Source organism: Streptomyces griseofuscus (assembly GCF_014673495.1).
GTDB classification, from domain to species: Bacteria; Actinomycetota; Actinomycetes; order Streptomycetales; family Streptomycetaceae; genus Streptomyces; species Streptomyces murinus.
The window spans coordinates 5,637,181-5,657,570 of the sequence record NZ_CP051006.1 but is presented as its reverse complement, the minus strand read 5'-3'; the positions used below and the strand labels follow the sequence as shown (position 1 = coordinate 5,657,570).

Sequence of the window (20,390 nt, the reverse complement as noted above, 5' to 3'; positions counted from 1 at the left end):
CCCCTTCGCCTGGGAGCCGCCTGGACACTGCGTTCCAGCGGCTCCTGGTGCTGCCTTATGTCCGACGGTACCTTGCCGGGCCCGATGTTCGGGCCCCCCTTGGCAGGGTTCACTTGCCGTGAGCCCTGCCGTGGGGGGCTTGAGAGCGCGCCGCTCCGCGTCAGCGGACGTCGGCGTTGTTCAGCTTGCGGGTGGAGATGATCTGGTCGACGAGGCCGTACTCCAGCGCCTCCTCGGCCGTGAGGATCTTGTCGCGCTCGATGTCCTCGCGGACCTTCTCCAGCGGCTGGTTCGAGTGCTTGGCCAGCATGTTCTCCAGCTGCTCACGCATCCGGGTGAACTCCTTGGCGATGATCTCCAGGTCGGAGAGCTGCCCGCGGCCGCTGGAACCGGCCGGCTGGTGGATCAGGATCCGGGAGTTCGGCAGCGCCATGCGCTTGCCCGGGGTGCCGGCGGCGAGCAGCACGGCCGCGGCGGAGGCCGCCTGGCCCATGCACACCGTCTGGATGTCGGGCTTCACGAACTGCATCGTGTCGTAGATCGCCGTCAGGGCGGTCATGTCGCCGCCCGGGCTGTTGATGTAGATCGAGATGTCCCGGTCCGGGTCCATCGACTCCAGGCACAGCAGCTGCGCCATGACGTCGTTGGCGGAGGCGTCGTCGATCTGCACGCCCAGGAAGATCACGCGCTCTTCGAAGAGCTTCGCGTACGGGTCGTACTCGCGGACGCCCTGGGAGGTGCGCTCGACGAAGCGCGGGATCACATAGCGCGCGTCGGGCCGGGGCCCTTCGTACAGGCCGCTGGCCGCGCCGGGGAAGTTGCTCATGGGATGTTCACCGTCCTGGTGGCGTTCTGGGGGCGTGGGTGGTGGCGGTGCGTGGCATGGCCGGGCCGGTCAGGCACCGGTGCCGCCGCCTCCCGGAACACCCGAGGCGTTCGTGATGATCTCGTCAATGAGACCGTACTCCTTGGCCTCTTCCGGGGTGAACCAGCGGTCGCGGTCCGCGTCCCGGGTGATCGTCTCGAAGGTCTGGCCGGAGTGCATCGCGGTCAGCTCCGCCATGCGGTGCTTGGTGCGCAGCAGGTACTCGGCCTGGATCTTGATGTCCGTGACCGAACCGCCGAGGCCCGCGGAGCCCTGGTGCATCATGATGTCGGCGTGCGGCAGGGCGAAGCGCTTGCCCGCGGCACCGCCGGTGAGCAGGAACTGGCCCATGGAGGCCGCCATGCCCATCGCGATGGTGACCACGTCGTTCGGGATGTACTGCATGGTGTCGTAGATCGCCATGCCGGCCGTCACCGAGCCGCCGGGGCTGTTGATGTAGAGGTAGATGTCCTTGTCCGGATCGGCGGCAAGGAGCAGCAGCTGAGCGGTGATCTTGTTGGCGATGTCATCGTCGACCTGCTGGCCGAGGAAGATGATCCGCTCGCCGAGCAGCCGGTTGTAGACCTGGTCGCCGAGGCCGCCACCGATGGAGGGCTCGCCGGCGGCGGAGGGCATCAGATTCGTCACGTATCCACCTGGTCGTCTCACGACGGCGCCGAGCCGTCTCAGTCGTCCTGCCGGAGGTTCGGGGGTTTCAGGAGACTCCCCTGCCCCCGTACTCATGGACCCTAACGCTCGGGCACGTTCGGGGAATCCCGGAGTAGCGACTGTTCGCCGGGGGCGTAGCGCTCCGCCCGGTCAGGCCGGGTGCGGAGCGGGGTGCCGAGGTGCGGGTCGTACGCGGGAATGGCTTGTCCTCGCCGGTACGACGGCAGGCTCCGGGCCGGCCGGCCACGTCGCGGTACGCCGACGGGCCCCCGGGAAAGTCCCGGGGGCCCGTCGTACGAGCGTCAGAGGTGCCGTGGGGCAGCTCAGGCCTCGGTGGTCTCCTCGGCGGCCTCGGCCTCGGTGGCCTCGGTCTCCTCGTCCTCGTCGCCGAGGTCCACGATCTCGCCGTTGGTGTCCTTCACCGTGGCGGCCTCGACCACGACGGCCAGGGCCTTGCCGCGGGCGACCTCGCCGACGAGGAGCGGCACCTGGCCACCCTCGACGACGGCCTGGGCGAACTGGTCGGGGGACATGCCGGAGGAGGCCGCACGCCGCATGAGGTGCTCGGTGAGCTCCTCCTGGTTGACGTTCAGCTGCTCCTTCTTGACCAGCTCGTCCAGGACGAACTGGGTCTTGATGCCCTTGACCGCGGCCTCGCGGGTCTCGGTCTCGAACTCTTCGGCGGTCTTGCCCTGGATCTCCAGGTACTTGTCGAGGGTCAGGCCCATCTGGCCGAGCTGGTGGTGCTCCAGGTTGTGCTTGCGGGTGTTGACCTCGTCCTCGAGCAGCTTCTCGGGGACCGGGACCTCGAGCAGCTCCAGGAGCTTCTCCAGGACGCGCTCCTGGGCCTGCGTGGCCTGGTCGAACTCCTTCATGTTCGCGAGGCGCTTGCGGCTGTCGGCCCTGAGCTCGTCCAGCGTGTCGAACTCGGAGGCGAGCTGCGCGAACTCGTCGTCCAGCTCCGGCAGTTCGCGCTTGGCGACCTGGGTGACCTTGACGGAGACCTCGGCCTCCTTGCCCGCGGCGGAGCCGCCCTTCAGCTCGGAGGTGAAGGTGGCCTCCTCGCCGGCGGACAGGCCCTTGACGGCCTCGTCGATGCCGTCGAGCAGCTCGCCGGAGCCGATGGTGTAGGAGACGCCGCTGGCGATGCCGTCCTCCAGCACCTCGCCGTCGACCTTGGCCTCCAGGTCGATGGTGACGACGTCGCCGTCCTCGGCGGCGCGCTCCACCGGGGTGGTGGAGGCGAAGCGCTCGCGGAGCTGCTCCACCGACTTCTCGATGTCCTCGTCGGTGACCTCGATGGCGTCGACCTCGACCTCGATGCCGGAGTAGTCCGGGATCTCGAGGGCCGGGCGGACGTCGACCTCGGCGGTGAAGTTCAGCGTCTCGCCGTCCTTCAGCTCGGTGATGTCGACGTCGGGCTGGCCCAGCGGGCTCAGCTCGGCCTCGTTGACCGCCTCGGTGTAGAACTTCGGAAGCGCGTCGTTGACCGCCTCCTCCAGGACCGCACCGCGGCCGAACCGCTGGTCGATGACGCGGGCAGGGATCTTGCCCTTGCGGAAGCCCTTCACCGTGACCTGCTGGTTGATCTTGCTGTACGCCGCGTCGAGGCTGTCCTTGAGCTCCTCGAAGGGCACCTCGACAGTGAGCCGAACCCGGGTCGGGTTCAGGGTCTCCACGGCGCTCTTCACGGTTCGGTCTCCTTGTGGCTGACTGCTTGGGTTCTGCCGGAGCCAGACAGGTCCGGCGGATTCGCCGCCCGGAGGAGTACGTAGGCCGTGAGGGCCGGGCACACGGGCGTGCAGCTTGCATAGTAACCGCACGCGTTCGGCGCCCCAAAAGGCGATCTTCGTGGCGCCACCGGCGGACGCGGCCGGAACGCGGCCGGAACTCGACCAGGACTGGGCGAAGGACTCGGCGAAAAGGCCGATCGATGGTCGGGGTGGCGGGATTTGAACCCACGGCCTTCCGCTCCCAAAGCGGACGCGCTACCAAGCTGCGCCACACCCCGTCTGTGTGCGAGACGTAGGGTACATGGCCCGGCGGCCCGCGTCGGCCGCATTCTTCGAGGCGGGGCGCATGGTGTTCGGTGATCGGACATGTTGGCCCAAGCGGCGGAGGACCCGCTACGATGCCTGAGTGCCGCGGTCCTCGACCTGCGGCGCAGCGCTGCGGGCGTAGCTCAATGGTAGAGCCCTAGTCTTCCAAACTAGCTACGCGGGTTCGATTCCCGTCGCCCGCTCTGGATGCCGAAGGCCCAGGTGAGAGGTTGCCTCCTCTCCCTGGGCCTTTGCCGTTCCGTCGCACATGAGTTATGTTCCGCACCGGTACGGAACATAACTCGGAACGACCACAGCAGGGGGAAATTCATCATGCGGATCAAGGACTTCGACCACCTGGTGCTCAACGTCTCGGACGTCGAGCGGGCACTGGCGTTCTACACCGGGCCGCTGGGACTCGCCGGTGAGCGGGTGGAGGAGTGGCGGGCCGGGAAGGTGTCGTTCCCGTCCGTGCGGGTCAGCGCCACCACCGTCATCGACCTGTTCGAGCGGCCGCGCGGCGAGTCCAATGTCGACCACATCTGCCTGGTGGTGGACCCGCTGGACTGGCAGGAGGTCATCGGCTCCGGCGTCTTCGACGTGATCGAGGGGCCCGTGCCGCGGTGGGGCGCCCGGGGGTCCGCCCAGTCGGTCTATGTGCGCGATCCCGAGGGAAACACCGTGGAGCTGCGCTGGTACCCCGAGGATGTCGCCGCGTGAGCCCGGCGGCCGGCGGCCGGCCCAGGGACCCGGCGATCGACGCGGCGGTGCTGACGGCGACCGTGGAACTGCTGCGCGAGGACGGCTACGGCGCGCTCGCGCTGGAGAAGGTGGCGGCCCTCGCGGGCACCAGCAAGGCCGCGATCCGCCGCCGCTGGCCCCAGCGGCAGCGTCTGGTGATCGACGCGCTCGCCTCGGTCCTCGTCGTGCCGCCCGCGCCGGACAACGGCTGCACGCGCTGCGATCTGCACCAGAGTGTGCGGCTGCTCGCCGAGGTGCTGCACGAGCGGCTGCCGGCCGGGGTGCTCGCGCCGCTGATCGCCGACTGCTCCGCCGACCCCGGCCTCCATGAGTACCTGCTGCGCAGCCTCGTACAGCCCGGCCGGGCGGCCGCCGCGGTCGCGGTGCGGCGGGCCGTCGAGCGCGGGGACCTCCAGCCGGACGTGGATCCCGAGCTGTTCGTGGACCTGCTCGCGTCGGTGGTGTACCGGCGGGCGCTGCTGGGCGAGGCACCCGTCGACGCGTCCTCGGCGCGCGCGCTGGTGGACCTGCTGCTGCGCGGGGTGGCCGTGGACTTCGACCGCCTGGTGTTCATCAGCCGGCAGCCGGCCGAGCAGCGGCATCTGTACCACTAGCGGTACCCGTGCCCGGCGGTACCCGCGCCGCGGGCGGCGGCCGGCACCGGGGGTGCCGGCTCGTCGGGGTCCGACGGTCGGAGCGTGATCGTCGACGGTCAGAACTTGATCGAGGAGATCGAGTCCGCTATCGAGTTCAGGAACCGCTGGATGGACGGCGCCATGCCGCTGGAGGCCAGGAAGAAGCCGAAGAGCACGGCCACCAGGGCCGGTCCCGCCTTGAGGCTCTTCCCTCTTATGAGCACCACCAGGATGACCGCCAACAGCACCACTACGGACAGCGAAATGGCCACAACTGATCACAACCCTCGGTCGGTCCCTCTGCCGGCCCGGGGGTACGGCCCGCACCCCCGCCAGAACCATCGTGCCACCAACAGGCCTGCTCCATGCGGCCGCTGACAGGATGTCGGACAGGCCGTCCCCGCGCAGGGGTCGTACCGCACTGCAATTCGATGGACGGGCGCGCGGGACTCCGGCCGTAATTGTGCGCGTTCGTTTCCGTGTCCACACATCTCGTGTGCAGGTAATTCGAATTGATGACACCTTGACTACATCCAGAGGGTGCCGAGGTGCGGTATGCCCCAATTATTGGGGATGAATCGGTACATCAGGAGCCAACGGTGGACCTCTGTGTGTGCATCATCACGTGCGCGGGGGAGGCAAGTTCGGGAAATCCCGGGGCATACGAAGGGGATAACCAGGAATGACTAGGGGGGTTTTACGAAATCCCGCCGACGACGCTAGGGTGCCTGAGATGTTTGACGCCGCCTCGTCCCCCGGCCAGAACCCACGGCCGCTCCCCCCGGCACAGTCGCCGGCGGATGGAGTGCCCGGACCGCGTGCCCCGCAGCGTGCGCAGGAGGAGCAGGCGAAGGCAGTCAGACCCGGCAAAGAGCGCGATCCGTTCTTCGACAACGCCAAGTACCTGGCGATCGCACTGGTGGCGATCGGGCACTCCTGGTCCCCCCTGAAGACGGACAACCGGGCGCTGGAAGACCTGTACAACGTCGTCTACACGTTCCACATGCCGGCGTTCATCGTCATCTCCGGCTATTTCTCCCGCAGTTTCGACATGCGCCCGGACCGGGTGAAGCGCCTGATCACCGGCGTCGCGGTGCCATATGTGCTGTTCCAGCTCGCCTACTCGCTGTTCAAGCGGTACGCGGGTCACATGGACGGCCCGATCAACCTCTTCTCGCCGTACTACCTGACGTGGTTCCTGCTCGCGCTGTTCGTGTGGCGGATGACCACCCCGCTGTGGAAGCTGGTGCGCTGGCCGCTGCCGATCGCGCTCGGCCTCGCCATGATCGGATCTGTCACCCCGGGGGTGGACGGCAGCCTGGACTTCGGCCGCATCCTCCAGTTCCTGCCGTGTTTCGTCCTCGGACTGCTGCTGAAGCCGGAGCACTTCGCGCTGATGCGTACCCGCCGGATGCGGATCGTGTCGCTGCCGGTGTTCGCGGCGGCCCTGGCCATCGGCTGGTGGACCGCGCCGCACATGAACGACAACTGGTTCTACCGCCAGAACGCCGCCCAGGAACTCGGCGCCCCGTGGTGGATCGGGCCGCTGATGACGCTGGCCATGTTCGGCTGCGCGGTGCTGCTGACCGCCTGCTTCCTGGCCTGGGTGCCGGGCCGCCGCACCTGGTTCACGGCGCTCGGCGCGGGCACCCTGTACGGCTATCTGCTGCACGGCTTCGTGATCAAGAGCGTGCTCTTCCTCGGCGGCTTCGACATCGCCCAGCGCTACGGCGACTACGGCTCGGCCGTCGTCACCGTCCTCGCGGTGGCCACCGTCACCCTCCTGTGCACCAAGCCGGTGCAACGGGTGTTCCGCTTCGCCATGGAGCCCAAGATGGCCTGGGCCTTCGTCCAGGACGCCACCGAACTGGCCCGCGAACGGCAGCTCAAGGAACGGGAGCCGGTGAAGGCGGGCGTCTGAGCCCCTTACGTCAGAGCCCCTTACTTCAGAGCCCCTTGAGGTGGCTCATCAGGCGCTCGAAGTCCGTCCATCCCGAGAGGTCCGAGGGGTTGCCCGGGAACGGGTAGTACAACGCCGGACGGCGCTTCGGGCCCAGCTCGCGCGGCGGCTGGGGCAACGGCGTGCGCCGGGCCCGGTCGCCGGGCATCTCCCGCACCTCGTCGGCGCCCAGGACGAAGGCGTACGGGACGCCGGGGCCCTCGAAGCGCGGGGGTACGGACAGGTCACGGCGGGCCCTGCGGACCTGGACCAGCATCGACTGGAGGTCGTGCCGGGTGGCGAGAACCTCGGCCGCCCGGATCACCTCGGTGTCCGTCGGCATCTCCTCCCCCGGGCCGTAGCCGAACGCCAGCGTGACGTCCTCCTCCACCCCGCCCTCGGTACGGCTGATCCGGACCGTCGCGAGCCCCGGGCGCTCCGGGCTGCCGACGGCCACCAGCCAGGTCGGCTGAGGGGCACGCTCGTACGCCACATCCGTCAACTGGCGCGGTGACCACGGCAGATTGGCGGGCTCCTCGGTGCCCCAGCCGGCCGGCGGCTCACCGGTGAGTTCACGCCATACGGCCTCCAGCGCACCGCCGAGCACGAGCCGTTCGTCCGCCGGGTGGATCGCCCGGAAGGACACGGCCAGCTGGCGTTCGCCGTCATCCGCGGTCGTCGGGGCGAACGAGTCCGCCATCGGGGCGCGGGGGTCCTCCCGGGTGGCCTCCGGGTCGGGGGACGCGACCGGCGCGAACATGCCGTTGTCCCAGTGCAGCGCCGCTCCGGACAGGCCGTCGTAGTAGCCGCCCTTCTCGTCCTGCACCACCCAGCGCGAGGGCCAGCCCGGCAGGTTGTTGCGGACCGCCGGGGACAGCCGCGTGCCGGCGGGGGTGACGATCTGCAGGCCGAGTTCGGCTTCGGCGACGGCCCGGAAGGCATCCGCGAGCCAGGCGGTCATCGCGACCACCGGACGGTCCTGGATCACCACGGCGACCCGGTCCGTGAGCACGTCCACGGCGGGCTGCGCCGCGGCCGGAGTCGGCACCGCGCGTATCCCGTCGGTCTTGACCACCGCCAGCGAACGCGCTGCCTCCCGCGGCCAGGCGGTGCCGCCGACCAGGGTGGCGATACGGGCCGCGAAGGCCCCGGCGAGTTCCTCGGCCTGCTTGACGCCGGTGGTGGCGCGGGCCTCGGTCCACCAGTACGGCACCTCCGGCTCGCTCGCCCGCGCCGCGATGAACTGAAGGTCCTTGGTCGCGTGCTCGGCGTACTCCGACAACGCCAGCGCCACCAGGCCGCCCTGCGTCTTGCCGCCGTCCTCGCCGCCCTGACCACCCTGGCCGCCGGAGCCGCCCGAGCCGTCGCCCGCACAGATCATGCCCGCGCTCGACGCCGCCGACTGGAGATGCTTGCCGAAGTCCTTGGCCTGCGTCTCCAGATGCGACGCCGTCTTCCCCGTCGTCGACAGCACCTGACTGATGCCCTGCGGACGCAGATCCCAGCCCGTCATACCCGATCCCCCATGACCGTCGTGAACCGACCACCGGTCAACCGATGTTGTCGACCGCCGACTTCGCCTTCGCCAGGGTCGAATGCGCCGTCGAGTCGTTCTTCTCCATCGTCGTCTTCAGCAGGTGGATGATGTTGCGCACCTCCTGCGACGCGTTGTTCCAGCGCTGCTCCTTGCCGTGGTACTCGTCCGCCACACCGTCGGCCGTGAAGTCCGTCATCGCCTTCTTCACCTGCTTGTCCCGCGCAGCGATCACCGACTCCAGTTGGGCGATCACCCCCGCGAGATTCCCCTGCACATCCGCCGACGCCCCCGTGTCGTACGACCGGCGATCCGCACCAGAACCCGCCATCACACACCACTCCCCGTGAAGAGACCGAACGTCTCGAAGAATTCAGAACAACCCGGACGCGTGCGGCTCAGCGGCCCGAGAACCGCGCCGCGTCGAAGTTGGCGGCGCCCATCTGCGACTTGGCGTTCTCGCCCTGCTCCTGGTCGCCCGAGCTGAACGCGCCCTCCATCCCGGACTGACCGCCCAGGATCGCCGCCAGCGAGCCGTTCAGCTCCTTCGTGATGCCGTCCGCGCGCGCCTTGAACTGGTCGAACGCCGTACGCCCCGCACCGTTGAACTTCCCCTCCAACGGCTCGGCCGCCTGCACCAACTGCCGGATCAGCGTGCCCAGATCCTGGCTGGACCCGCGCGAGTCACGCATCAGCGTCGACAGTGTCTGCGCACCCATGTCGAACTTCATGTCGCCTCCCCCGTATGGGCTCCCACGGCGCCTGCCGCTCATGTCACATACCGCCTAGGATTATGAACTCCCGGGCGTGAGCGGGCGAGCCAGGGTCCGGTCTGTCACAGGATCAGCGAATTTCCGTGACAAGGGCTTGGCGGGAAGCGGCCTCGGCGGCCGGTGTCAGCGGGCGTGCGCGGCGGATTCGCGGCAGATCAGCAGGAGCGCCCGGTCGTCGTTGACGTCCTTGGCGACGGCCTCGATGAGGTGCCAGGCGGCGCCGTGGAAGCCGCCGGCGACATAGCGGTCGGCCTCGCCGGTGAGGCGGTCGATGCCTTCCACGATGTCGCGGTCGGAGGTCTCCACCAGGCCGTCGGTGAACAGCATCAGGACGTCGCCGGGGCGCAACGAGCCCTTGACGGAGTCGAACTGGGCGCCGTCGTAGACACCGAGGAGCGGGCCCTCGGCGGACTTCTCCTCCCAGCGTCCGGTGCCGGCGCTGAGCTGGAGGCCCGGTGGATGGCCCGCGGAGTACAGCTCGTAGTCCCCGGAGTCGAGGTCCAGGACGAGGTGGATGGAGGTGGCGAAGCCCTCGTCCCAGTCCTGGCGGAGCAGATAGCCGTTGGCGGCGGGCAGGAAGGCGTGCGGGGGCAGGGAGCCGAGCAGGCCGCCGAAGGCGCCGGACAGCAGGAGGGCGCGGGAGCCGGCGTCCATGCCCTTGCCGGAGACATCGGTGAGGACGACCTCCAGGCTGCGGCCGCCGTTGGTGCGGGCGGCCACCACGAAGTCACCGGAGAAGGACTGGCCGCCGGCGGGCCGCAGCGCCATCTCGTGGTGCCAGCCCTGGGGCAGCTTGGGCAGGGTGGACTGCACCCGGATCCGCTCGCGCAGGTCGAACAGCATGGTGCCGCCGCGCCGCCAGGGCACGCCGACGCGGCTGCGGAACTGGGCGGTGAGCAGTCCGAAGAAACCGCAGGCGGCGACCACCAGGACGACGCCCGGGGTGACCCGCGAGGGGCCCTCGGTGTACGGGCCGAGACGCACCGACTCCACGATCAGCGCGGTGGCCGCCGTCGCGTACAGGCCGAGCAGGCTGGCCGGGCGCAGCAGCAGCCCGCCTGCGACGATCGGCAGGACGAGCATGGCCGGGGAGCACCACACGGAGTCGAACAGGGTCAGGGCGGCGAAGACGGGGATGGTCAGGAGGAGTCCGGCGAAGGCGATCCAGTCGGAGCCGTCGCCGCGGAAGTAGTCGACGGCGCTTCGGCGCAGCCCGACGCGGGCCCGGTGCCACTGCATCTTCCACCGGGCCGTGAGCGTGTCGGCCTTCGCGCGCGTCTCTCGTCCTGCTGCCATTAGTTCGGGACCCTATCCATCGCACCGGCCCCTTGGCACGGGAGGTCCTACTTGTCCCCCGTGCGAGGCTCGGGTTCACAGGTTCGCTCAGGCACCGGAATTCCGTAAACCCACCCGAAGGAGTGTCAGTGCTTCTGACAGGTGGGGCACCAGAAGAGGTTGCGGGCGGCGAGCCCCGCGGTGCGGATGTGGTCGCCGCAGATGTGGCAGGGCTGGGTGGCGCGGCGGTAGACGTAGACCTCGCCGCCGTGGTCGTCCACGCGGGGCGGGCGGCCCATGGCCTCGGGGGTGTGCTCCGGCCGTACGGTGTCGATCCGGTTGTCGCGCACGCCCTCGCGCATCAGGGCGGCGAGGTCGGTCCAGATCGCGTCCCATTCGGCGGGGGTGAGGTCGCGGCCCGCGCGGTAGGGGTCGATGCCACTCCGGAAGAGGACCTCGGCGCGGTAGACGTTGCCGACGCCGGCCACGATCTTCTGGTCCATGAGCAGGGCGGCGATCGTCGTACGGCTGCGGCTGATCCTCCGGTACGCCGCCGCCGGGTCGGCGTCCTGCCTGAGCGGGTCGGGGCCGAGGCGGGAGTGGACGGCGCGTTTCTCGTCGTCGGTGATCAGGGCGCAGGTGGTGGGGCCGCGCAGATCGACGTACGACAGGTCGTTCGCGAGCCGGAGCCGGACGGTGTCGGTGGGCGGGGGCGCGGGGGCGTCGCCGAAGCCGACCTTGCCGAACAGACCGAGGTGGATGTGGACCCAGTCGCTGTCGCGGAACCGCAGGAACAGGTGCTTGCCGTGCGCCTCGGTGGCGGTCAGCTCGGCGCGGTCCAGGAGGGCGGCGGCGTCGGAGAACTTGCCCTGGGGGCTGGTGACGCGGGGGGCGGTGCCCTGGAAGCGGGCGGCGTAGTCCTGCGCCAACCGGTGAATGGTGTGCCCTTCCGGCAAGGCGGGCCGTCCTTTCCTCTTCTTCTCTTCCCGCCCGCCCACTCGACTCATTCGACTGGCGGGCAGCCCTCGCCCCTCAGCCTAGGCGCGTTCCCCGGCCGCCCTTCCCGCGTCCGGCGGATCCCCGCCACGCACAGCTCGACCCCCGGCACGCACAGCGCCCACCGCCCGCCGAGCGGATCGGCGAGGGGTGGGCGCAGGGGGAAGGGGGCGGGTTACTGCTGGGGGTGGTGGGCGGGGACCGGGGGGAGGTCGCCCGTCGTCTCGTAGTCGCTCAGCATGTCGATGCGGCGGATGTGGCGCTCGTCACCGGAGAACGGGGTGGCGAGGAACGTCTCGACGAACTTGGTCGCCTCCTCGGTGCTGTGCATGCGCGCACCGACGGCCACCACATTGGCGTTGTTGTGCTGACGGCCGAGCGAGGCCGTCTCCTCGCTCCAGGCCAGCGCCGCGCGCACACCCTTCACCTTGTTCGCGGCGATCTGCTCCCCGTTGCCGGAGCCGCCGATCACGATGCCGAGGGCGTCGGCGTCGGCAGCCGTACGCTCGGCGGCGCGCAGACAGAAGGGCGGGTAGTCGTCCTGGGCGTCGTAGATGTGCGGCCCGCAGTCGACGGGCTCGTGCCCCGCCGCCTTGAGCCACTCGACGAGGTGGTTCTTGAGTTCAAAGCCCGCATGGTCGGAGCCGAGGTACACGCGCATGGGACGAGTGTGACACGCCGGAATCGGGGCAGCAGCCCGGGGTCCACGGCATTCGAGGGGCGTCCGTCAAGGCATCCGGAGGTGACTCATACGACACCCGGAGACCTACGGATTTCGTCGTCAAATGTGAGCGGGGCCATAGAACCTCAAGGGAACCTCAAGTAACAATCCGGATTCAGAGGTTCCCGAATTCGTTCGCCTCGGATTCACTGGACCGACTCGTACACCGCTCGTACGAATCCCGTACCGGACCCCACAGCGGCACCCCCGTTTCCGTACGAGAACCCCCGCTCAACAGGCGCAAAGGAATCCGTCCATGACCCCTCCTGGTTCCGGACTTCAAGCAGGCCTCAAGAACCGACACCTGACGATGATCGCCATCGGCGGTGTGATCGGCGCCGGACTGTTCGTCGGCTCCAGCTCCGGCATCGCCGCGGCCGGACCGGGCATTCTGCTGTCCTACGCCCTCGTCGGCACCCTCGTCGTCCTCGTGATGCGAATGCTGGGCGAGATGTCCGCCGCCAACCCGACCTCCGGCTCCTTCTCCGAGCACGCCGACCGTGCGCTCGGCCGCTGGGCCGGTTTCTCCATCGGCTGGCTGTACTGGTTCTTCTGGGTCGTGGTGCTCGCGGTCGAGGGAACGGCCGGCGCCAAGATCCTGTCGGGCTGGGTGCCTGCGGTACCGCAGTGGGGCTGGGCCCTCATCGTGATGCTGGTGCTGACCGCGTCGAACCTCGTGTCGGTCGGCTCCTACGGCGAGTTCGAGTTCTGGTTCGCCGGTATCAAGGTCGTGGCGATCGGCGCGTTCATCGTCGTCGGCCTGCTCGCGATCTTCGGGGTGCTGCCGGGCGCGCACACCGACAAGGCGTCCTTCGCCAACCTCACCAACCACGGCGGATTCCTGCCACACGGTCCGGGCGCGATCCTCACCGGTGTGCTGCTGGTCGTCTTCTCCTTCATGGGCAGTGAGATCGCCACCCTGGCGGCCGGTGAGTCCGAGGACCCGCAGCGCGCGGTCACCAAGGCCACCAACAGCATCATCTGGCGTATCGGTGTCTTCTACCTGGGCTCGATCCTCGTCGTGGTCACGCTGCTGCCGTGGAACGACGCGTCGCTGGAGAAGCAGGGCTCGTACGTCGCCGCGCTGAACTCCCTCGGGATCGCGCACGCCGGTCAGATCATGAACGTCATCGTGCTGACCGCGGTGCTGTCCTGTCTCAACTCCGGTCTGTACACGGCCTCCCGTATGGCCTTCTCGCTCGGCCAGCGCGGTGACGCGCCGAAGGCGTTCGCCCGCACCACCTCCCGCGGTGTGCCGATGGCGGCGATCCTCGCCTCGGTCGTCTTCGGCTTCGTGGCGGTCTTCTTCAACTACGAGTTCCCGGACACCGTCTTCCTCTTCCTGGTCAACTCCAGTGGTGCGGTGGCCCTGTTCGTGTGGCTGGTCATCTGCTTCTCGCAGCTGCGGATGCGCCGGATCATCCAGCGCGAGGCGCCGGAGAAGCTCGTCGTGCGGATGTGGCTGTACCCGTACCTGACCTGGGCGGCGGCCGCGGTGATCGTGGCGGTCCTGGTGTACATGCTCTTCGACACCGCACACGACGGCCGGGAGACCGTGCTGCTGTCGCTGCTGGTCGCGGCGATCGTGGTGGCCATCGCGTTCATCAAGCAGAAGGTCACGGGCGACCGTCCGGCCCCGGCCGCGGAGGCCCCGGCGGACAAGGTCTCCATCGGCTGACCCGCTCTTCGCACGTACGACGGCCGCGGGGCCTGACGAACTTCGTCAGGCCCCGCGGCCGTTGCTGTGTGCTGGTGGGCGGCTAGCGCTTGCCGGCGAGCTTCCACGTGGTGGGCAGCAGGCCCATCGCGAGGGCGGCCTTGAGGGCGTCGCCGATCAGGAACGGGACGAGACCGGCGGCGACCGCCTGGCCGAGGGAGAGGTGGGCGGCCAGGGCCAGGTAGGGGACACCGACGGCGTAGATGACGGCCGAGCCGAGGATCATCGTGCCCGCCATGCGCAGCGGGGAGCGGTCGGCGCCGCGGCGGGCGAGGGCGCCCACGACGGCGGAGGCGAGCAGCATGCCGAGGACGTAGCCGAAGGAGACCGCGCCGGTGCCGGAGTCGCCCTCCGCGAACCACGGCACGCCGATCATGCCGGCCACCGTGTACAGGGCGAGGGAGAGGAAGCCGCGGCGGGCGCCGAGCGCGGTGCCGACCAGCAGCGCGGCGAAGGTCTGGCCGGTCACCGGCACCGGGGAGCCGGGCACGGGCACCGACAGCTGGGCGGCGAGCCCGGTGAGCGCGGCACCGCCGAGCACGAGGACGGCGTCACGGGCGCGGGACGCGGGCAGCAGATCGGCGAGGACGGCACCCGGACGGGCGCTGACGGTGGCGGTGCTCATGGGGACTCCGCGGGGTGAAGGGGACGGGGGACAGGTGGGACATCGCGACGCTATACCGGCGCCCCGCGGCCGATCACCGTCAGCGCTCGACAAAGGGTTGATCGACAGCTTGGTGGGCTCCGCACAAAAGCACGACTCACACCGGGTTCGGCGTGACGGTGGTCACTGAGGTGGAGTGCTTCAGCAGACCTCATGAGTTGCCGACGTGACTGTAGGGATCCCCCAAAGCGGGGGCGGCTCCCGGTGCGACGGTCCCCGGTCGTCTCGGTCGGTGGGCGTGGGGTGGGCAGTGCTCGGGGGGTTTGCTAGCTTCGGGGGCATGGTTGCGCAGGCCCGGTACTTCACGTCGCGTCGCTATGTCGACCTGCGGCGCCAGGGCGCGGCCACCTGTCGTCGTTCGGGATAGGGGCGGCCCGCCGCTGGTGCCCGACCGCCTCGTCCTTTCCGGTCTTCCGATGTACCGGCTCCGGTCCCGAGGACGGTTCTCCATGCCCCGCAGTGCGGCGTCCACCCTTGTCTTCCCTGTCTCCCCCGTGCCCCGCGCCGCCGAGCGCGACCGGCGGCGCACCAGTGCCAGTTCCGTGCTGCGGTCCGTGCTGGAGCACGGCCCGGTGGCGCGCAGTACGGTGGCGCGGCTGACCGGCCTCTCCCCCGCGTCGGTGACCGAGTACTGTGCGCGGCTCGCCGGGCTCGGGCTGATCCGGGAGTCCCCGGCGCCGCGCCGCTCGCGCGGGGTGGGGCGGCCGCATGTGCCGGTCGAGCTGGACGACGCCCGGTTCGTGGTGGGCGGGGTGCATGTGGCGGTGCCGTACACCACCGTGGCGCTGCTGGATCTGCGCGGCCGGGTGCTGGCCCGGCGTGAGCTGAAGCATGAACGGACCGATCCCGGGCGGGTGTTGGCGCGGGCCGCCGAGGGGCTCGCCGCGTTGTTCGCCGAGGCGTCCGGGCGGCGCCCGCTGGGGGTCGGGGTCGCCGTCGGCGGCTGGGTGGACCGGGAGACGGGCACCGTGGTGGAGCACGAGCTGCTGGGCTGGCGGGAGGTACCGGTGCGGGAGCTGCTCGCCGCCCGTACCGGTCTGCCGGTCCAAGTCGACGGGCACGCCCGGGCGTTGGTGAACGGTGAGCGTCTGTTCGGGCGGGCCCGGGGCAGCCGGAGCGTGCTGCATCTGTTCGTGGGCAATGTGGTCGACGCCGCTTTCGCCACCCATGACGAGGTGCACCATGGTCCCCGGTCCGCGGCCGGCGCCATCGCGCATCTGCCGGTGCCGGGCGGCACCGAGCCGTGCCCGTGCGGCCGTACCGGCTGTCTTCAGGTGGAGCTGGGGGAACGGACGTTGTGCCGCAGGGCGCGCGCGGCCGGGGTCACCGACTCGGCCAATCCGATGCATGTCGTGGCCGCGGCGGCGGCCGGGGACGCGGTGGCCCGGCGGCTGCTGGTCGAGCGGGCGCGGGCGACGGGACGGGCGGCCGCGCTGCTGCTCGATGTGCTCAACCCGGAGACGGTCGTGGTCACCGAGGTGGGGGTCATCCACTTCGAGGAGTGCCTGGACGCACTGCGGGAGGCGGCCGGGAATTCCCGGTCCGCGGCGGTGCTGCCGACGAGTTTCCCGGATTCCGTACTCGCGGTCGCGGGCGGTTCGGTACTGCTCGACGCGTTGTTCCGGGATCCGCTGGGCGCCTCACCTGAGGGTATTTAATTCAGAAACTCGGAATGTTGACATGGGTCACCGGGGACCTGGAACATGCTGGTCATGCGCCCCTTCACGAGCTGTCGAACCGAGTGTCACGCCTTCTGTTGCTGACATCTTGCCGCGTGTGACACGCGTGTTGCCGTGAATTTCCCAGGGCTTCTTCGCATTTCCCTGAGTTTCTCTGTGTTTCCGTTGACCGGCTCTTTCCGGGAGACCCCCATGCACCGTCGCCTCTTTCTCACCTCATTGCTGGGCGCGTCCGCCGCCGTCGCCGGACTCGACGGTTGCGCCAAGGGCGTGGCCACCGCCGACACCGGCGGCGCCGCCGCCACCCGGCCCCTCGCGGCCAAGGTCCCCGCCGGGACCAGCCTGAAGATCACCTCGTACCAAGGGGTGGAGCAACTCCAGTTCAGACTGGGGAAGTTCCCGCCGCTGCCGTTCACCGTGTCCGACTGGGTGAACATCGGCGCCGGTCCCGATGTCATCAACGCCTTCCGCGCCAGGTCGCTGGATGTCGCCAACAACGCGGGCATCCCGCCGATCCAGGCGCAGTTCCAGGGCCTCGCGGCGAAGATCGTGGCGATCGAGCTGACCCGCAGGCCGAACTACCTGTTCGCGACCCGGCCCGGCAGTGACATCCGCACCGTGGCCGACTTCAAGGGCAAGCGGCTCGCCTTCTCGCAGGGGCAGGCGCAGGGCGTGGTCCTGCTGCGGGCCCTGAAGAAGGCGGGTCTGGCGTACGACGACGCCGAGCTGGTGCCGCTGACCAGCAACCAGTTCCTGACCGCCCTCCAGTCCGGCCAGGTGGACGTGGCCCCGCTCGCCAACAGCCAGGCGCCCGCCTATCTCAAGCAGTACGCGGCGAAGGGTGCCCGCACCGTCACCACCGACGTGGTCGACCTGCTCAATCTGCTCTGGGCGCCGCAGGCCGCGCTGAACGATCCCGCCAAGGCCGCCGCGATCGCCGCGTACATCCCGCGGTGGGCCCAGGGCCAGGTGTGGCAGTACGAGCATCCGGACCGGTGGAACGAGGAGTTCTACGTCAAGACGCAGAACCTGACCCTCCCGCAGGCCCAGTCCATCACCGCGCTCGCCAACAAGCCGCTGTTCCCGCCGAGCTGGGACGAGGCGATCAGATGGGAGCAGGAGACCGCGGATCTGCTCGCCGAGGGCGGCTTCGTGAAGAAGACGGATGTGTCCGGTCTGTTCGACCACCGCTTCGAGGCGATCGCCGCCCGGGCCGTGCCCGAGGAGTACCGGAAATGACCGCCGTGACGACCACACCGACCCCGACGGCCATCGCGTCCGGGGAGCCGCCCCCGGTCCGCCGGCGGCGCCGCCTCTCCCCCGGGCGCCGGCTGCCCGCCGCCCGGCTGGCCGGTCCCCTGCTGGTGCTGGCCGCCTGGGCGATCGCCTCGGCCGCCGGGCAGCTCGACCCGGCCGCGATACCCGCGCCCTGGACGGTGCTACGCACCCTCGGTCGTCTGTGGACCGACGGCACCCTGCCCACCGATGTGCTGACCTCGCTGCGCCGGGCCGCGTACGGCTTCACGATCGGGCTGGTCGCCGGGGTGCTGCTGGCGCTGCTGTCCGGGCTCAGCCGCACCGGGGAGGCGCTGATCGACGGGACGGTGCAGCTCAACCGGGCGATCCCGACCCTCGGCCTGATCCCGCTGTTCATCCTCTGGCTGGGCATCGGGGAGACCTTCAAGATCGCCATCATCGCGATCGTCGTCTACGTCCCGGTCTATCTGAACACGCATGCCGCGCTGGCCGGGATCGACAGCCGCTATGTCGAACTGGCCGAGGTCCAGGGCCTGTCGAGGCTCGGCTTCGTGCGGCAGGTGGTGATCCCGGGGGCGCTGCCCGGGTTCTTCGTGGGGCTGCGGCTCGGGGTGACCGGCTCCTGGCTGGGCCTGGTGGTCCTGGAGCAGATCAACGCCACCAGCGGGCTCGGCTATCTGATGTTCCAGGCGCAGAACTACGGCCGTACCGACACCATCCTCGTCGGCCTGCTGATCTACGGCGTCTTCGGCCTGGTCTCCGACAGCGCGGTCCGTCTGATCGAACGGAGGGTGCTGTCATGGCGCCGCACACTGAGCAGCTGACCCGGCCCGCCACCGCCGTCCAACTGCGTTCTCTGCACCGATCGTTCGGCGAACGTACGATCCTCGACGGCATCGATCTCGAACTGCCCGCCGGACAGTTCACGGCGCTGCTCGGGCACTCGGGGTCCGGGAAGTCCACCCTGCTGCGGGCCATCGCCGGGCTCGATCACGGGGTGGCCGGGTCCGGGCAGGTCGCGGCGCCGAGACAGGTCTCGGTGGTGTTCCAGGACTCCCGGCTGCTGCCCTGGCGCGGGGTGCTGGACAACGTGCTGCTGGGCCTGGACGGGAAGGACGCGGCGCGGCGCGGCCGGGCCGCCCTCGCGGAGGTCGGCCTCGAAGGGCGGGAGCGGGCCTGGCCGGGCGAGCTGTCCGGCGGTGAGGCACAGCGCGCCGCGCTGGCCCGCGCCCTGGTGCGTGAACCCGAACTCCTGCTGGCGGACGAGCCGTTCGGGGCGCTGGACGCGCTGACCCGGATCCGTATGCACCATCTGCTGCGCGAGCTGTGGGAGCGCCATCGGCCCTCCGTGCTGCTCGTCACCCATGACGTGGACGAGGCGATCGTGCTCGCCGACCGGGTGCTCGTCCTGGAGCGGGGCCGTATCGGCCTCGATCTGACCATCGACCGTCCCCACCCGCGCTCCTACCGGGAGCCGGTCCTGGGCGAGTACCGGGAGCGGCTGCTGGGCGCCCTCGGTGTCACGGAGGACCACCGATGACCACCCGCCGACTCCACCTGAACGCGTTCCTGATGAGCACCGGGCACCACGAGGCGTCCTGGCGGCTTCCGGAGAGCGATCCGTACGCGCATGTCGATCCGCGGCACTACACACGGCTGGCCCGGACCGCCGAACGCGGCACCTTCGACAGCCTGTTCCTCGCCGACAGCCCCCAGTTGTGGGGCGAGCTCGGCCAGCGTCCGGCCGGTGCCCTGGAGCCGCTGACCCTGCTGACCGCGCTGGCGACGGCCACCGAGCACATCGGCCTGATCGCCACCGCGTCCACCTCCTACAACTCCCCCTACAACCTGGCCCGCAGACTCGCCTCGCTGGACATCGTCAGCGGCGGCCGGGCGGGCTGGAACATCGTCACCACCGCGGGCGCGGAGGCGGCCCGCAACTTCGGCCTGGAACAGGAGCCCGCGCACGCCGAACGGTACGCGCGGGCCGCCGAGTTCCTCGATGTGGCGCTGAAGCTGTGGGACAGCTGGGAGGACGACACGATCGTCGCCGACAAGGCGGCCGGCGTCTGGGGCGACGACGGCAAGATCCATCCGGCCGGGCACGAGGGGCCGTACTTCCGGGTCGCGGGCGCCCTCAACGTGCCGCGTTCCCCGCAGGGTTACCCGCTGCTGGTGCAGGCGGGCTCCTCGGCGGACGGCAAGGCGTTCGCGGCACGGTACGCGGAGGCGGTGTTCACCGCGCAGCAGACCCTCGCCGACGCGCAGTCCTTCTACGCGGACCTCAAGGACCGCACCGAGCGGGCCGGGCGGAATCCCGAACATCTCAAGGTGCTGCCCGGGATCGTGCCCGTGCTCGGCTCCACGGAGGCCGAGGCGCGGGCGGCCGAGCAGGTCCTGGAGGACCACATCGTGCCCGAGCACGGGCTGCGGCGCCTGGAGCGGCTGCTCCAACTCGCGCCCGGCGACCTCGATTTGGACGGGCAGCTGCCCGCCGAGCTGCCGCCCGAGTCCGCGGTGGAGGGTGCCAAGAGCCGGTACACGCTGGTGGTGGAGCTGGCCCGGCGCGAGCGGCTCACCGTGCGGCAGCTGATCGGCCGGCTCGGCGGCGGGCGCGGGCACCAGACCTTCGCCGGGACGCCCGAGCAGATCGCCGACCGCATCGAGACCTGGTTCACCCGGGGCGCGGCCGACGGCTTCAACATCATGCCGCCCGTGCTGCCCTCGGGCCTGGACGCCTTCGTGGACCACGTCGTACCGATCCTGCGCGCCCGGGGCCTGTTCCGCACGGAGTACGGCCCGAAGCGGACCCTGCGCGAGCGCTACGGCCTGCCGCGCCCCGCGAACCAGCATCTGTCCCCCGCCTTCGCCTGACATCCCCTTCCG

General features: G+C 70.1%; 20 protein-coding genes and 2 tRNA genes. 10 read left to right on the top strand and 12 right to left on the bottom strand.

Annotated elements, in window-relative coordinates; all coding sequences use genetic code 11:
- Nucleotides 1-160 precede the first annotated feature (160 nt).
- The 4 genes from HEP81_RS25675 to HEP81_RS25660 all read right to left on the bottom strand — a co-directional run bounded on the left by HEP81_RS25675 (nucleotide 161) and on the right by HEP81_RS25660 (nucleotide 3,545).
- A complete protein-coding gene (locus HEP81_RS25675; RefSeq protein ID WP_037651827.1) occupies nucleotides 161-826 on the bottom strand; it encodes an ATP-dependent Clp protease proteolytic subunit in 666 nt (221 codons plus the stop codon).
- 69 nt (nucleotides 827-895) lie between these two features.
- Nucleotides 896-1,501: an ATP-dependent Clp protease proteolytic subunit gene (locus tag HEP81_RS25670; RefSeq protein ID WP_051849878.1), complete on the bottom strand. Its 606-nt coding sequence runs from the start codon at nucleotides 1,499-1,501 to the stop codon at nucleotides 896-898.
- 356 nt (nucleotides 1,502-1,857) lie between these two features.
- The gene (tig, locus tag HEP81_RS25665; RefSeq protein ID WP_037651823.1) at nucleotides 1,858-3,225 is read right to left on the bottom strand and encodes a trigger factor; all 1,368 of its coding nucleotides are present in this window, start codon (nucleotides 3,223-3,225) and stop codon (nucleotides 1,858-1,860) included.
- A gap of 243 nt (nucleotides 3,226-3,468) precedes the next feature.
- A tRNA-Pro gene (locus HEP81_RS25660) sits at nucleotides 3,469-3,545 on the bottom strand.
- A 160-nt stretch (nucleotides 3,546-3,705) separates the two neighbouring features.
- Between HEP81_RS25660 and HEP81_RS25655 the strand changes: the two genes are divergently transcribed.
- From HEP81_RS25655 to HEP81_RS25645, 3 genes are all read left to right on the top strand, one after another.
- Nucleotides 3,706-3,776, top strand: a tRNA-Gly gene (locus tag HEP81_RS25655).
- A gap of 130 nt (nucleotides 3,777-3,906) precedes the next feature.
- Nucleotides 3,907-4,293: a VOC family protein gene (locus tag HEP81_RS25650; RefSeq protein ID WP_037651820.1), complete on the top strand. Its 387-nt coding sequence runs from the start codon at nucleotides 3,907-3,909 to the stop codon at nucleotides 4,291-4,293.
- The gene (locus tag HEP81_RS25645; protein ID WP_037651819.1) at nucleotides 4,290-4,928 is read left to right on the top strand and encodes a TetR/AcrR family transcriptional regulator; all 639 of its coding nucleotides are present in this window, start codon (nucleotides 4,290-4,292) and stop codon (nucleotides 4,926-4,928) included. Before HEP81_RS25650 ends, HEP81_RS25645 begins: the two co-directional genes overlap by 4 nt.
- Before the next feature lie 98 nt (nucleotides 4,929-5,026).
- On the opposite strand, the gene HEP81_RS25640 is transcribed toward HEP81_RS25645, so the two are convergent.
- Nucleotides 5,027-5,221 (bottom strand): hypothetical protein, encoded by a 195-nt coding sequence (locus HEP81_RS25640; protein ID WP_037651818.1) that lies wholly within the window; start codon nucleotides 5,219-5,221, stop codon nucleotides 5,027-5,029.
- A 533-nt stretch (nucleotides 5,222-5,754) separates the two neighbouring features.
- Here HEP81_RS25640 and HEP81_RS25635 point away from each other — a divergent pair.
- Nucleotides 5,755-6,870, top strand: coding sequence for an acyltransferase family protein (locus HEP81_RS25635; protein ID WP_037651817.1), 1,116 nt, complete (start codon nucleotides 5,755-5,757; stop codon nucleotides 6,868-6,870).
- Nucleotides 6,871-6,895: 25 nt separating this feature from the next.
- Here the strand turns inward: HEP81_RS25635 and HEP81_RS25630 are convergent, their stop codons facing one another.
- From HEP81_RS25630 to HEP81_RS25605, 6 genes are all read right to left on the bottom strand, one after another.
- Nucleotides 6,896-8,401 (bottom strand): DUF6177 family protein, encoded by a 1,506-nt coding sequence (locus HEP81_RS25630; protein WP_167739832.1) that lies wholly within the window; start codon nucleotides 8,399-8,401, stop codon nucleotides 6,896-6,898.
- A 37-nt stretch (nucleotides 8,402-8,438) separates the two neighbouring features.
- Nucleotides 8,439-8,753, bottom strand: a complete 315-nt coding sequence (locus HEP81_RS25625) for a pore-forming ESAT-6 family protein (protein ID WP_037651816.1) — start codon at nucleotides 8,751-8,753, stop codon at nucleotides 8,439-8,441.
- Nucleotides 8,754-8,820: 67 nt separating this feature from the next.
- A complete protein-coding gene (locus tag HEP81_RS25620; RefSeq protein ID WP_037651814.1) occupies nucleotides 8,821-9,153 on the bottom strand; it encodes a hypothetical protein in 333 nt (110 codons plus the stop codon).
- Between the two features lie 165 nt (nucleotides 9,154-9,318).
- The gene (locus tag HEP81_RS25615) at nucleotides 9,319-10,491 is read right to left on the bottom strand and encodes a PP2C family protein-serine/threonine phosphatase (RefSeq protein ID WP_037651811.1); all 1,173 of its coding nucleotides are present in this window, start codon (nucleotides 10,489-10,491) and stop codon (nucleotides 9,319-9,321) included.
- Between the two features lie 125 nt (nucleotides 10,492-10,616).
- Nucleotides 10,617-11,426: an Fpg/Nei family DNA glycosylase gene (locus tag HEP81_RS25610; protein WP_037651809.1), complete on the bottom strand. Its 810-nt coding sequence runs from the start codon at nucleotides 11,424-11,426 to the stop codon at nucleotides 10,617-10,619.
- 215 nt (nucleotides 11,427-11,641) lie between these two features.
- Nucleotides 11,642-12,127, bottom strand: coding sequence for a ribose-5-phosphate isomerase (locus HEP81_RS25605; RefSeq protein ID WP_037651808.1), 486 nt, complete (start codon nucleotides 12,125-12,127; stop codon nucleotides 11,642-11,644).
- 316 nt (nucleotides 12,128-12,443) lie between these two features.
- On the opposite strand from HEP81_RS25605, the gene HEP81_RS25600 reads away from it, so the two are divergent.
- On the top strand, nucleotides 12,444-13,865 hold the full coding sequence (locus tag HEP81_RS25600; RefSeq protein WP_037651807.1) for an amino acid permease: 1,422 nt from the start codon (nucleotides 12,444-12,446) through the stop codon (nucleotides 13,863-13,865).
- A gap of 82 nt (nucleotides 13,866-13,947) precedes the next feature.
- Here the strand turns inward: HEP81_RS25600 and HEP81_RS25595 are convergent, their stop codons facing one another.
- Complete coding sequence (locus tag HEP81_RS25595; protein ID WP_037651805.1) at nucleotides 13,948-14,529, bottom strand: biotin transporter BioY; 582 nt, start codon at nucleotides 14,527-14,529, stop codon at nucleotides 13,948-13,950.
- Nucleotides 14,530-15,017: 488 nt separating this feature from the next.
- On the opposite strand from HEP81_RS25595, the gene HEP81_RS25590 reads away from it, so the two are divergent.
- From HEP81_RS25590 to HEP81_RS25570, 5 genes are all read left to right on the top strand, one after another.
- On the top strand, nucleotides 15,018-16,226 hold the full coding sequence (locus HEP81_RS25590) for an ROK family transcriptional regulator (protein WP_037651803.1): 1,209 nt from the start codon (nucleotides 15,018-15,020) through the stop codon (nucleotides 16,224-16,226).
- 213 nt (nucleotides 16,227-16,439) lie between these two features.
- A complete protein-coding gene (locus HEP81_RS25585) occupies nucleotides 16,440-17,486 on the top strand; it encodes an ABC transporter substrate-binding protein (RefSeq protein ID WP_037651801.1) in 1,047 nt (348 codons plus the stop codon).
- Complete coding sequence (locus tag HEP81_RS25580; RefSeq protein WP_037651798.1) at nucleotides 17,483-18,328, top strand: ABC transporter permease; 846 nt, start codon at nucleotides 17,483-17,485, stop codon at nucleotides 18,326-18,328. Before HEP81_RS25585 ends, HEP81_RS25580 begins: the two co-directional genes overlap by 4 nt.
- On the top strand, nucleotides 18,304-19,044 hold the full coding sequence (locus HEP81_RS25575; RefSeq protein WP_037651796.1) for an ABC transporter ATP-binding protein: 741 nt from the start codon (nucleotides 18,304-18,306) through the stop codon (nucleotides 19,042-19,044). The genes HEP81_RS25580 and HEP81_RS25575 overlap by 25 nt, the downstream gene beginning before the upstream one ends.
- Nucleotides 19,041-20,378: an LLM class flavin-dependent oxidoreductase gene (locus tag HEP81_RS25570; protein ID WP_037651794.1), complete on the top strand. Its 1,338-nt coding sequence runs from the start codon at nucleotides 19,041-19,043 to the stop codon at nucleotides 20,376-20,378. The genes HEP81_RS25575 and HEP81_RS25570 overlap by 4 nt, the downstream gene beginning before the upstream one ends.
- Nucleotides 20,379-20,390: the final 12 nt, after the last annotated feature.